Origin of the sequence: Hahella chejuensis KCTC 2396 (assembly GCF_000012985.1) — a bacterium.
Lineage (GTDB): Bacteria > Pseudomonadota > Gammaproteobacteria > Pseudomonadales > Oleiphilaceae > Hahella > Hahella chejuensis.
On sequence record NC_007645.1, the window covers coordinates 5,347,073 to 5,359,411 of the forward strand.

Here is a 12,339-nt window from a genome sequence, read left to right on the forward strand (position 1 = left end):
TTTTCCGGCGCGCTTGTTATTTTTATTCGCTGCGCCGGAAACTCGGAGAAGCAGGATCAGCTCAAGAACTTGATCATGACGCCCGCCGCTACCGCCGATCCAATAACGCCGGCCACATTCGGCCCCATCGCATGCATCAGCAGGAAGTTTTGCGGGTTCGCCTCCAGGCCAACCTTATTGGACACCCGCGCCGCCATCGGCACGGCGGAAACCCCAGCGGAACCGATCAACGGGTTGACCTTTGAGCCCGGAAGCTTGTTCATCAGTTTCGCCATCAGTACGCCGGATGCGGTGCCTACGCAGAACGCCACCATACCCAGCACCAGAATGCCAAGGGTCTGCACGTCCAGGAACTTGTCCGCAGAAAGCTTACTTCCCACAGAAAGCCCCAGAATGATCGTGACGATGTTGATCAGGGCGTTTTGCGCCGTATCACTCAAACGGTCCACCACGCCACACTCACGCATCAGATTGCCGAAGCAGAACATACCCAGCAGCGGCGCTGCGTCAGGCAGGAACATAGCAACCATGACCAGCAGGATAATCGGGAACACGATTTTCTCTGCTTTGGACACATGACGGAGCTGCTCCATCTTGATTTTGCGCTCTTCCTCATTGGTCAGCGCCTTCATGATAGGCGGCTGAATCAATGGCACCAACGCCATATAGGAGTACGCCGCAACAGCGATTGCTCCCAATAGATGGGGGGCCAGCAAGGTGGAGACATAAATCGACGTCGGGCCATCCGCTCCCCCGATGATGCCGATTGCAGCCGCTTCCTTGATAGAGAATGGAATCAGGCCGCTGGCGTCCAGAGCCGCCGCACCGAGGACGGTTCCAAAGATACCGAACTGCGCCGCCGCGCCAAGCATCAGCGTTCTCGGATTAGCCAGTAAAGGACCAAAGTCAGTCATCGCGCCAACGCCCATAAAAATGAGCAAAGGAGCAACGCCGCTCATGATGGCGACATCAAAGAACAGATACAGCATGCCGTTGCTGAAACCCATATCCTGAGCCGCAAACCCAACCGCCTGATGCATAGCCGCATTAGAGCTCTTGTAAGCCACTATAAACTCATGCCGGATTTCAGGCGTTATAGCTTGCGTGACGTCATAAGGAATATTCAGCGCAGCCGCCAGATTGACCAACTGTTCTGGAGAACCGAGATGTATCGCGTTCTCAACCGCAGACATAGCCAGTCCGGCTTCTGGAATATTCGCCAACAAACCGCCGAAACCAATCGGCAGGAGAAGCAAAGGCTCAAAGCCTTTGCGAATCGCCAGGAATAACAAACCGAGGCAGATGGCCATCATGACCGCCTGCCCCCATTCCAGGTTATACAGGCCGCTGCCGTATACCAGTTGGGACAATCCGTTCATACAACGCTACCTCTTAAGCCAGCTTCAACAGAGACTGGCCGACGGAGACTGCATCGCCCACTTTGACATCGATGCTGGCGACATGTCCGGCTTTCGGCGCACGGATTTCCGTCTCCATCTTCATCGCTTCCAAGTACAGCAGCACGTCGCCTTCCTGAACGGTTTGTCCCGCTTGAACGACAAGACGCAGAATCGTTCCACCCAGAGGCGCAGGAACTGGCGCGCCACCACCGGCTGGCGCAGGCGCGGCAGCTGGAGCGGGCGCCGCAGGAGCAGGAGCTGCACCGACAGGGGCCACCTGAGTGATATCGCCACCCTCGGAAACTTGCGCTACGTAGGTTTGCCCGTTAACGACGATCGTGTAAACCTCAGGGCCGCCTGCCGGCGCTGCCGTCTTCGCTGGCTGCGCCGCGGGCTTGACGTCATCGGCGCTGGGAACCGGCTCAAACGCTGCGGGGTTGCCGCGATTCTCCAGGAATTTCAATCCGACCTGCGGGAACAACGCATAAGTCAGGACATCGTCAACCGGTTCCGCCGCCAGCTTGACGCCTTTTTCAGATGCAAGCTTTTTCAGCTCATCCGTCAGCTTATCCATTTCCGGTTCTAACACGTCAGCGGGGCGACAAGTGATAGGTTGAGCGCCTTCCAGCACCTTGGCTTGCAACTCTGCGTTGAAAGGCGCAGGCGCTGCGCCATACTCGCCTTTCAAGACGCCAGCCGTTTCTTTGGATATCGACTTGTAGCGCTCGCCAGTCAGCACGTTCAGTACTGCCTGAGTGCCAACGATTTGCGAAGTGGGCGTCACCAAAGGAATGAAACCAAGATCTTCACGCACGCGCGGAATCTCATCCAGCACTGCATCGAACTTGTCGATGGCGCCCTGCTCACGCAGCTGGTTTTCCATATTCGTCAACATGCCGCCAGGCACCTGCGCCACCAGGATACGAGAATCCACGCCTCTCAGGCTGCCTTCAAACTTGGCGTATTTCTTACGTACTTCGCGGAAGTAACCGGCAATTTCTTCCAGAAGGTGAATATTCAGTCCTGTATCGCGGTCTGTCTCTTCCAGAATAGCGACTAACGCCTCCGTGGGAGAATGGCCATAGGTCATGCTCATGGAGGAAATCGCAGTATCTACGTTATCGATGCCGGCTTCAGCCGCTTTAAGCGCCGTAGCCGTAGACATGCCGGTAGTGGCGTGACACTGCATGTGAATGGGGACGGAACATTCCTTCTTCAGACGGCTGACTAACTCAAACGCCACGTAGGGCTTCAACAGGCCCGCCATGTCTTTGATGGCGATAGAGTTCGCGCCCATGCTTTCAATTTTCTTGGCCAGGTCCACCCACATATCAATGGTATGTACGGGACTGACGGTATAGGACAAAGTACCCTGCGCGTGTTTGCCGACTTTCAGCACGGCTTTGATCGCGGTTTCAAGGTTGCGGGGGTCGTTCATCGCGTCGAAGACGCGGAATACGTCAACGCCATTGGCCGCTGCACGATCTACAAATCGCTCGACGACGTCGTCAGCGTAATGTCTGTAGCCCAGCAGGTTTTGTCCGCGCAACAGCATTTGCTGTGGCGTATTCGGCATCGCTTTTTTCAATTCGCGAATGCGTTCCCATGGATCTTCCCCCAGATAGCGGATACAGGAGTCGAAAGTGGCGCCGCCCCAGGACTCAATTGACCAGTAGCCAACTTTATCAAGCTTCTCAGCGATGGGGAGCATGTCGTCTAAACGCATGCGCGTGGCCAGCAGCGACTGATGCGCATCACGCAATATTACATCCGTAATACCTAGTGGTTTTTTCGTTGTTGTCATGGGTTATTAGCCTTTCGTTTACTCTCGCGAATGTCCTTGCGTTCACTTCTTATGGCGTGAACGGTGTTTAGCGATTGCGGCTGCGATAACAGCCATCGTGTCATTATTGTTATTCGGAGGCGGCATAGGATTGCCAGCGGTGGGAGGGGGGACTACCTGAATTTCCGGCGCAATGCGATTGACGACTTTCGACATCAGATTGGTTGCGCCGACCAGTATAGCCAGGAATACGAATACGAATCCCATTCCCGCTACCATCAGGGCGACCGCCTGCTGAAAAAGCTCATTCATATGATCGATACCTGTCTTTGATATACCAGCATGAAGCCTCAAACAAAGGCGCGCTTCATGTGCTTAAAGAACAAACGCAGGGCCGCTTCTCGGCGGCAAATCTTGCGTAAGATACCGATAAAACCAGGGGTTCGCAACCGTAAAACTTCGGTTTTCCCCTATTGACGAAAAATCCTAAAAAAACTGAGAACTCAACACCATAGAGAGGGGAAAGACGATGGGCCGGTGAAGAAAAACGGCATTGAAAGAAGGAACAAGAACTATGTGAGAAAACGAAAAAACTGATCCGTAGATATCAAACTTTAGAGCTATTTTTAGCTTCTTAACATCTACTGTTTTTAGATACTGCAAAAACAGTTAGGAGATGGCGCGCTCGGGAGGATTCGAACCTCCGACCGCCTGGTTCGTAGCCAGGTACTCTATCCAGCTGAGCTACGAGCGCGCAACAAATTTGGCAACTTCTAAGATTTAAATGGCGCGCTCGGGAGGATTCGAACCTCCGACCGCCTGGTTCGTAGCCAGGTACTCTATCCAGCTGAGCTACGAGCGCGCATCAAAACTTAAAGTGGCGGAGAGAGAGGGATTCGAACCCTCGATGAGGTTTCCCCCATACGCCCTTAGCAGGGGCGCGCCTTCAGCCTCTCGGCCATCTCTCCGCAAAAGCGGGGCGTATAGTACCACAAAATTTCAAGAATGATAGTCCTTATTCAAAAAAAGTTTGTGGTACCGTCAATTAATCGTCCTGATGGTCCGACTCGCCAGCCTGAGCAGACTTCTCACGCTGGATACGCTGATAAATTTCTTCGCGGTGTACAGCTACTTCCTTCGGCGCATTGACGCCGATACGCACCTGATTACCTTTCACCCCCAGAACGGTAACGGTTACATCATCACCAACCATCAGAGTTTCGCCTACACGGCGGGTTAAGATTAGCATCTTATTCTCCTTAAAGAACGACCTATTCCAAAAAATGACCTAATTGTCGATTACTTGTAGATGTACTGCGCTCTACAAGCCCTTCGTCAACCTACTGCACTTTTTTATTATTATCGAGAATCCGATTTTTAAAAGGACGGTTAATGCCCGTCGTTAAGAAATTGCGGATTCCGGTTGATCTTTTTCTATATTTACGTGCGACCTGCATCACACAGGTCGCCTATTTTAGTTATTTCCAGGCAAAAGCCAATGTTTTATCCAAAATTACGCCGGTTTTTCGCTCAATTCGAAAGCGCCGTGCAGGCTTCTCACCGCCAATTCCAGATATTTTTCATCGATTACGACAGAAATTTTGATTTCCGAAGTGGAGATCATTTGGATGTTGATGCCTTCTTTGGAGAGCGCCTCAAACATCGTAGTGGCGACGCCTGCGTGAGAGCGCATGCCAACGCCGACGATGGAGACTTTGGCGATCTTGCTGTCCCCCTTCACCTCTCTGGCTTCAAGCTCCTTACAGAGCTTCTCAAGGATTGCCTTGGCCTTGTTAAAGTCATTGCGGTGAACAGTGAAAGTGAAGTCGGTGTGATTATCCTCACCCACGTTCTGCACGATCATATCCACCTCAATGTTAGCGTCGCTGATCGGCTTAAGGATCTTGGACGCCACGCCAGGGATATCCGGCACGCCGGATACGGTCAGTTTGGCTTCATCGCGGTTGAAAGCTATGCCCGATACTATGGGTTGCTCCATATTCTCATCATCCTCTGTTGTTATCAGCGTGCCCGGGCCGTCTTCAAACGAGGACAGGACACGTAAGGGAACGTTATATTTGCCGGCGAATTCCACCGAGCGTATTTGCAAAACTTTGGAGCCCAGGCTCGCCATTTCCAGCATTTCCTCGAAGGTAATGCTGTCGAGTCTGCGCGCACTGTCCACGACGCGTGGGTCAGTGGTGTAAACGCCATCCACGTCGGTATAGATCTGGCACTCATCCGCCTTCAACGCCGCCGCCAGAGCAACGCCAGTGGTGTCTGAACCACCGCGACCGAGCGTGGTGATATTGCCGCTTTCATCTTCTCCCTGAAAACCAGCGACGACAACCACACGTCCGGCATCCAGATCTGCGCGAATATTGTTTTCGTCAATTTCAAGAATGCGGGCCTTAGTGTGGGCGTTATCCGTAAGGATGCGAACCTGTCCGCCAGTGTAAGAGCGGGCTTCGCAGCCGCGCTTGTGCAGCGCCATACAGAGCAGCGCTATGGTCACTTGTTCGCCGGTGGAGACCAGAACGTCCAACTCTCTTGGAGTCGGCTCATCCATTATGTCCTTGGCTAACCCGATCAACCGGTTGGTTTCGCCGGACATCGCCGACACCACCACCACCAGATCATGACCTTCATCTCTAAATTTTTTTACTTTGTCCGCGACCTTCTCGATACGCTCCACGCTACCGACAGAAGTGCCTCCGAACTTTTGAACCAGTAGGGCCATAATGTTTCTATCTTTCCGTCTTAGTAATTACATTTTTTCGTCACACACTTCCCTTTGTTCGGGGCGCGCTCACAGCGCGCCCGCTTGTTCTCCCTGTCTCTGTCTTTCGGATGCGCGGGGTTAACCCAGCTGTCCTTCCACCCACGCATTGACAGAGGCCAGCGCCGCATCAAGCTTGCCCAGCTCCACGCCGCCGCCCTGAGCCATATCCGGACGTCCGCCACCTTTGCCACCCAGCTGTTCTGCGACCATCTTCACCAGATCTCCGGCTTTTACTTTCGCCGATTCCGCTTTCGTGACGCCAGCCACTATAGACGCTTTACCATCTTCAACAGACGCCAGCAGCACCACAGCCTGGCCCAGCTTGTTTTTCAGCTGGTCGACGGTATCCATCAGCGCTTTGCGATCAACGCCATCCAACTTGGCGGCAAGCACTTTGAGACCTTTTACGTCTACCGCAGAAGCCGCCAGATCGCTGCCCGCCGAACTGGCCAGCTTGGCTTTGACCTGGTCCACTTCCTTCTCTAACTGACGGGAACGTTCGATCAGAGCGCGAACTTTATCCGCCGCCGTTTCGCGATTACCCTTCACTAGTACGGCGATATCCCTCAGCAAGGCGTCACTGGACTGCACCCAATTCTCCGCAGGCTGCCCCGTCAACGCTTCAATACGGCGCACGCCAGCCGCTGTGCCCGCTTCGCTGGCGATCACAAACATGCCGATATCGCCGGTGCGCTCAACATGAGTGCCGCCGCACAGTTCGATGGAGAAATCACTTTCGCCCATCGCCAGAACACGCACGGTATCGCCATACTTTTCACCGAACAGCGCCATGGCGCCACGCTCCCGCGCAGCGTCCATTCCCATAACCTCCGTAGAAACCGACGTATTGGCGCGAATCTGCGCATTTACGATGGATTCCACCTGACGAATCTGCTCCTGCGTCATCGGCTCAAAGTGCGCAAAGTCAAAACGCAAACGCTCTGGATCTACCAAAGAGCCTTTCTGGGCGACATGATCTCCCAATACTTTACGTAAAGCGGCGTGTAACAAGTGCGTAGCAGAGTGATTAAGCGCCGTGGCTTTACGCTTGTGACGATCCACTTCCGCCGTCACAGTTTGACCCACTTTGATCTCGCCTTCAGACACAGCGCCGATATGCACAATCGCCGCGCCTTCTTTTTTGGTGTCTTTAACGACAAAAACGCCAGTATCCGTTTTCAGTACGCCGGTATCGCCAACCTGGCCGCCTGACTCTGCGTAAAACGGCGTCTTGTCCAGCACGACAAGGCCTTGCTGACCAACAGTCAGAGCGTCAGCCTTGTCTGATCCGGCGAACAAAGCCAGCGCCTTGTAGCTGCCAGCAAGTTCGGTATAGCCCGTGAATTCAGAGGACACATCTATGTTCAGGCCGGCGTTGTAGTCCACTCCAAAAGATCCTGCTTCGCGCGCGCGCTTACGTTGGGCCTCCATTTCTACTTCGTAGCCATCCATATCCATCGCCAGGCTTCTTTCTCTTGCGATGTCGTTGGTCAGCTCCACCGGAAATCCATAGGTATCGTAGAGAGTAAAAATCGTTTTCCCTGGAATGGTCATTCCCTTGAGCTGCTCCAGTTCGTGTTCCAACAACTTCAAGCCTTTATCCAGCGTCTTGGCGAATTGCTCCTCTTCCAACAACAGCGTTTTTTCGATCTTGTTCTGGGAAGCTTTCAGCTCTGGATAAGCGTCTCCCATCAACTCCACCAGCTTACCAACCAATTTATGCAAGAAAGGCTCAGTCGCGCCCACTTTGTTGCCGTAGCGGGCGGCGCGACGAATAATACGGCGCAATACGGAGCCGCGTCCGATATTTTCAGGCAGCACGCCATCAGCAATCAGGAACGAGCTGGAACGAATATGGTCAGCGATAACCCGCAGCGCAGGTTCTTCTATAGAGGCGCCGCCAAGCACCTTGGAAGCTTCAGCCAACAACTCTTGGAAAAGATCAATCTCATAATTGGAGTGCACGCCTTGCATCAAGGCTGAGATGCGCTCCAGGCCCATCCCGGTATCCACAGACGGCTTGGGAAGCGGATGCATCTCACCATCAGCGGTGCGATTGAACTGCATGAAAACCACATTCCAGATTTCAATGAAGCGGTCGCCATCTTCATCCGGGCTGCCAGGAGGCCCGCCCGCAATGTGTGGTCCGTGGTCGTAGAAAATTTCGGTACAAGGGCCACAAGGGCCGGTATCGCCCATCTGCCAGAAGTTGTCCGACGCATAGGGCGCGCCCTTGTTATCGCCGATACGAATAATACGCTCTTCAGGCACGCCTATTTCATTGGCCCAGATATCGAAGGATTCATCATCAGAGGCGTAAACCGTGACAGTCAATTTGCTCTTGTCGATATTGAGCCAGTCCGATGAAGTCAAGAATTCCCAAGCGTAATTGATCGCTTCACGCTTAAAGTAATCGCCAAAGCTGAAGTTACCCAGCATTTCGAAGAACGTGTGGTGACGAGCGGTATACCCGACATTCTCCAGATCGTTGTGCTTGCCGCCTGCGCGCACGCACTTTTGCGAAGTGGTCGCCCGGTCATAATTACGCTTGTCCTTACCCAGAAACACGTCTTTAAACTGATTCATACCCGCATTGGTGAACAGTAACGTAGGATCATCCGCCGGAACCAGCGAACTACTGGCGACAACTTCGTGCCCGTTACGCTGAAAATACTTTAAAAAGGCGCTGCGTATTTCTGAACTCTTCATACCTGTTCCGTTCTGGGTGATTTCGATAGTGAGACCCGCGCGATGACTGAATTGCGCGCAAAAGGCTGAGCTGCGTACTCTACCATAGAACCTGCGGGGTAAAAAACGGCCCTGTAGATTATGGAATGCGCAATTTTACATATAGGGATGAATAGCGAGGAGGCTTAAAACGCAAACGGCGCAGCTTGGTTAAACTGCGCCGAAGTAAAAGGCGAATTTCGCTTAGGCGGACATACGCTCCAGCAACTCTTTCGCGAAGTCCACGTATTGTGCCTGATAGGCGGGAGCTTCGTCCTGACGGGTTTGCAGCATCTGGCTCAGGAACTCATGCACCAGTCGAGCCGGATCAGCAAACATAGACGCTTTATTCAGAGAATCCGCCAACATATCGCGATGCTTCGCCAAAGACTGGAAGGCGTCGCCAGCGCCCTCTGTGCGACGGTAAGCGGCGTCTACACGCTCATACTGCAGGCTGCGCATATTAATGGCGTAGTTAGCGATTTCACTACTATCGACATTCATCTCCATCGCCGCCGAAAAAGCCGCATCCATATCGCCGCCAAAGAAGGAAGCTGCAATCCCCTCTACCTGTTGCAACATATCCGCCAGCGCATTTAGCTCGTCCTCGTCCAACTCGCCTTCAACGGAGAACTCAAAAGAGCCGACTCTGAAGCTGTTACTGGAGAACTGCATGGCCTCGCCATTATCGCCACGACGATAGCTCAGCGCTGATTGCGAGCCAGAGGCTTCCGCCATACGAATACGCACGTTATCGCCATCTTGAGTCTGCACGTTTATGCCCACATTCGCGGCATAAAGAGATGAACGACTGACGGACAACGCTTCTGCAATGCCGCCGAGACGTGATGGTGCATCGCCGCCATTCTGGGGCGCGTCAGAATCTGAGTTTGAGCCCTGGGAACCGTTGTATCCATCTGGAACGTAGATGACATCTGGCTCTCCATACCCTTCAGGCACATAGATAACATCAGGCTCGCCGTATCCTGGCGGCACATAGACCACATCAGGTTCCTGAGGTTGAGGCTGAGGGTCAGTAGGATTGTCAGAGGGCAGGTAACGTTCACGCAGCCCCGCCAAGCCATCCTGAATCAGTTGATATCCCGCGTCGATATCTTCTTGCAGCTCATCCGTAATCAAGCCGCGGGCATCCAATTCCTCCAGCGCTTCCGCGTATCCGCGGTCAACGCCTTCAGCGGCTTGAGCAAACAGGCTTTCCAGGTCTTCCGGCGAGGCGCCGTTACGGGCGGCGTTTTCAATTCTCTTTTCTACAAAGCCCAGAACTTTGTTAGCAACATCTTGGGGAGTGGGAACCTGTGGCTGATACGCATCATTGGCGGGTTTCACTCCAAAGCTGGCGAGACGCCCCGACATTCTGGCTTCAAAAACTCGAACGGAAAAATCCCGACCGCCGCCACTTTGGCTGTAAGAAACTTCTGTGCTGGAATAGCTGAAATCATACGCGACGATATTGCCGCCCGCGCCCTTGCCATGACGCATCTTTTCAGATGCTTCAGAACCAGAGCCATGATTGGAACCAGAAAGCAGGTTATTTATCGCCGGCATTGCAAAGTGCATGTAAACGCCCTCCCCCAAACCTATTTACGCCCTCCCGTAGAGCCATTTTCGACGAGGGCAATATAGTTAGCGTCAGATACCGCGTTTTCTTTAGCGACTTTGCATTATTAAAAGTTAACTTTTAGGAATTTTTGATTATGCTTGCGGGTAACCATTTGATTATCCGACGGCTATGACAGCAGCAGCCCCCCAAACCACGAATAAATACAGATTCGCCTCAGCATTACGGCCATTCTCCCTGATCATCGCTATCGCTTGCTGTAGCATCGCTTTCGCCCCTACGGTCCCTGACGCGGACTTTTCAGCACTACTCGCCACACTGACGTTTATTGCTACGTTATTGGCGCAATGCGGAGTCAACCTTATCAATGACTGGAGCGACCAAAGCCAGCCCGAATTGCGCCTGAGCCCCGATCAAATTCACGCCATTCGTCGCAACTTCGCCCTGGGGATGGCGTGCTTCGCCATCGCAGCAATACTGGGAAGCGTCATTATGTCAATAAGAGGACCGGTCATCGCCTTATTGGCCATGGCCGGCTTTGCAGGATGTCTGGCGTATACCATTGAGCCCTTTAACCTGAAACGCCGCGGCCTGGGGTTAATCTTGGTGTTCGTATTGATGGGACCGCTTCTAATTACCGGCGCGGGATTCAGCGCCACAGGAAATTGGTCGCAAACGCTGCTTTTGGACTCAATCGCCTTCGGCCCCCTCATCTCCCTGGTATTAATGGCGAATGAAATCCGGGACATAGAAAAAGATCTGCGTCATGGCGACCGCACGCTTTCATCTATATTAGGACTGCCCCGAGCCAAAGCAGCGTTTCTGGCTCTCCTGGGGCTAACCGCCTTTGGATATATCGCCTTGATTGCATTGGACCGACTGAGTTCTCCTGTGTGGATGTCAGGCTCATGCATTTTCGCCCTATTCCTCGCGCGCCAGCTCCTGCAAATGCACAGCATTACGTCCCGCCACAACCTTCCGCAATTGGCGGGCAGGCTGACCGGGGTCACGGCGCTGTGCCACGTACTTTCCATTTGATCGCGCCGGGACAGAAAATATCACCTGTGATATAGTCCCGCCGCAGTTTTCAGTCGCTTTGAGAGTCCTCACTTTTATGCTATCGAACCGCTTTCCGGAAGACCCCGCGCAACTTCAGCCCGCACCTTTATGGCGTCGCCTCGCAGCGATGTTTTATGACTCCATTTTGCTGATTGCGGTATGGATGGTGACCACGATGATTTATATGCTTCTTCGCGGGATGGTGATTGGATCGGAAGCGATGCAGATAGAGGCGGACGCAGGTAAAAATATCGGCGACCCGCTGCTTTCCAGCAGCTTGTTTCTAGCTACGTTCTTCTTTTTCGCCTACTTCTGGCGACGCATAGGACAGACCCTGGGCATGCAGGTCTGGCGTATCCGCATTCAAAACCCGGACGGCTTCAAAGTGAACTGGAGTCAGTGCCTGCTCCGTTTCTTTGGCGCCGCGGTCTCCGCCGTTTGCCTGGGACTGGGATACCTCTGGGTGCTTTGGGACAAAGAAAAGCTGAGCTGGCATGATCGCTTTTCCTTGAGCAGGGTTGTTTATGTTCCGGCGCCCCCCTCCGAAAAGAAAAAAAAGAAGTAGCATTTCCTACTTCGCCGCTTTTTCCGCCTATTCAGCCTTTTCAACAATCCCCCATTTGTCCGATTACACCGTCGAAACGCCAATTTAACGAAAATATTCGGGCGCTCGACGGCGCTTCAAAATCTCCGTTAAAAACAAAAACATAAAAAAATCAATGGACTCCGAAAGCAAAGTGATTTAAAAATTTAACGACAGATCTATAGGTAATTTCCGCAACCAGAGCTTGGTTGACATTAAAATTCTTTTCGGATGGAATACGGAGGAACCGCTAGTTCAAAAAGCGTGATTTGTGATAATAACAACAGACAGAACAACAAGACTCAGTTCTAAAAACAAGAAAGTATCCTGTGCACGAGCAAGCACTATGGATCAAATAGAAGTTAAAGCGGTCTGGCTCATATGATGGTTACAGAACATTCCCAACACATTTGCGTACGCTTCTGC

At 52.8% G+C, this 12,339-nt stretch carries 9 protein-coding genes and 3 tRNA genes; 2 read left to right on the forward strand and 10 right to left on the reverse strand.

Annotated features, from left to right (window positions below; all coding sequences use genetic code 11):
- Nucleotides 1-56: 56 nt before the first annotated feature.
- From HCH_RS23340 to HCH_RS23385, 10 genes are all read right to left on the reverse strand, one after another.
- On the reverse strand, nucleotides 57-1,379 hold the full coding sequence (locus HCH_RS23340) for a sodium ion-translocating decarboxylase subunit beta (protein WP_011398942.1): 1,323 nt from the start codon (nucleotides 1,377-1,379) through the stop codon (nucleotides 57-59).
- A gap of 13 nt (nucleotides 1,380-1,392) precedes the next feature.
- Nucleotides 1,393-3,204: a sodium-extruding oxaloacetate decarboxylase subunit alpha gene (gene oadA / locus HCH_RS23345; protein WP_011398943.1), complete on the reverse strand. Its 1,812-nt coding sequence runs from the start codon at nucleotides 3,202-3,204 to the stop codon at nucleotides 1,393-1,395.
- A gap of 42 nt (nucleotides 3,205-3,246) precedes the next feature.
- Complete coding sequence (locus HCH_RS23350) at nucleotides 3,247-3,495, reverse strand: OadG family protein (protein WP_041598878.1); 249 nt, start codon at nucleotides 3,493-3,495, stop codon at nucleotides 3,247-3,249.
- A 365-nt stretch (nucleotides 3,496-3,860) separates the two neighbouring features.
- Nucleotides 3,861-3,937, reverse strand: a tRNA-Arg gene (locus HCH_RS23355).
- A 31-nt stretch (nucleotides 3,938-3,968) separates the two neighbouring features.
- A tRNA-Arg gene (locus HCH_RS23360) sits at nucleotides 3,969-4,045 on the reverse strand.
- A gap of 16 nt (nucleotides 4,046-4,061) precedes the next feature.
- A tRNA-Ser gene (locus HCH_RS23365) sits at nucleotides 4,062-4,151 on the reverse strand.
- A 77-nt stretch (nucleotides 4,152-4,228) separates the two neighbouring features.
- Complete coding sequence (csrA, locus tag HCH_RS23370; RefSeq protein WP_011398946.1) at nucleotides 4,229-4,432, reverse strand: carbon storage regulator CsrA; 204 nt, start codon at nucleotides 4,430-4,432, stop codon at nucleotides 4,229-4,231.
- A 264-nt stretch (nucleotides 4,433-4,696) separates the two neighbouring features.
- Nucleotides 4,697-5,923, reverse strand: a complete 1,227-nt coding sequence (locus tag HCH_RS23375) for an aspartate kinase (protein ID WP_011398948.1) — start codon at nucleotides 5,921-5,923, stop codon at nucleotides 4,697-4,699.
- A 120-nt stretch (nucleotides 5,924-6,043) separates the two neighbouring features.
- On the reverse strand, nucleotides 6,044-8,674 hold the full coding sequence (alaS, locus tag HCH_RS23380) for an alanine--tRNA ligase (RefSeq protein WP_011398949.1): 2,631 nt from the start codon (nucleotides 8,672-8,674) through the stop codon (nucleotides 6,044-6,046).
- Nucleotides 8,675-8,896: 222 nt separating this feature from the next.
- Nucleotides 8,897-10,270: a DUF5610 domain-containing protein gene (locus HCH_RS23385; RefSeq protein ID WP_011398950.1), complete on the reverse strand. Its 1,374-nt coding sequence runs from the start codon at nucleotides 10,268-10,270 to the stop codon at nucleotides 8,897-8,899.
- Nucleotides 10,271-10,442: 172 nt separating this feature from the next.
- On the opposite strand from HCH_RS23385, the gene HCH_RS23390 reads away from it, so the two are divergent.
- A complete protein-coding gene (locus tag HCH_RS23390; RefSeq protein WP_011398951.1) occupies nucleotides 10,443-11,309 on the forward strand; it encodes a prenyltransferase in 867 nt (288 codons plus the stop codon).
- A 76-nt stretch (nucleotides 11,310-11,385) separates the two neighbouring features.
- Entirely contained in the window at nucleotides 11,386-11,895 is a 510-nt protein-coding gene (locus HCH_RS23395; protein ID WP_041598881.1) for an RDD family protein, read from the forward strand.
- The last annotated feature ends 444 nt before the right edge of the window (nucleotides 11,896-12,339 follow it).

Coding starts and splice junctions, on each gene's coding strand:
- HCH_RS23340 (WP_011398942.1), bottom strand. CDS start 1,379: ATGAACGGATTGTCCCAACTGGTATACGGCAGCGGCCTGTATAACCTG.
- oadA (WP_011398943.1), bottom strand. CDS start 3,204: ATGACAACAACGAAAAAACCACTAGGTATTACGGATGTAATATTGCGT.
- HCH_RS23350 (WP_041598878.1), bottom strand. CDS start 3,495: ATGAATGAGCTTTTTCAGCAGGCGGTCGCCCTGATGGTAGCGGGAATG.
- csrA (WP_011398946.1), bottom strand. CDS start 4,432: ATGCTAATCTTAACCCGCCGTGTAGGCGAAACTCTGATGGTTGGTGAT.
- HCH_RS23375 (WP_011398948.1), bottom strand. CDS start 5,923: ATGGCCCTACTGGTTCAAAAGTTCGGAGGCACTTCTGTCGGTAGCGTG.
- alaS (WP_011398949.1), bottom strand. CDS start 8,674: ATGAAGAGTTCAGAAATACGCAGCGCCTTTTTAAAGTATTTTCAGCGT.
- HCH_RS23385 (WP_011398950.1), bottom strand. CDS start 10,270: ATGCACTTTGCAATGCCGGCGATAAATAACCTGCTTTCTGGTTCCAAT.
- HCH_RS23390 (WP_011398951.1), top strand. CDS start 10,443: ATGACAGCAGCAGCCCCCCAAACCACGAATAAATACAGATTCGCCTCA.
- HCH_RS23395 (WP_041598881.1), top strand. CDS start 11,386: ATGCTATCGAACCGCTTTCCGGAAGACCCCGCGCAACTTCAGCCCGCA.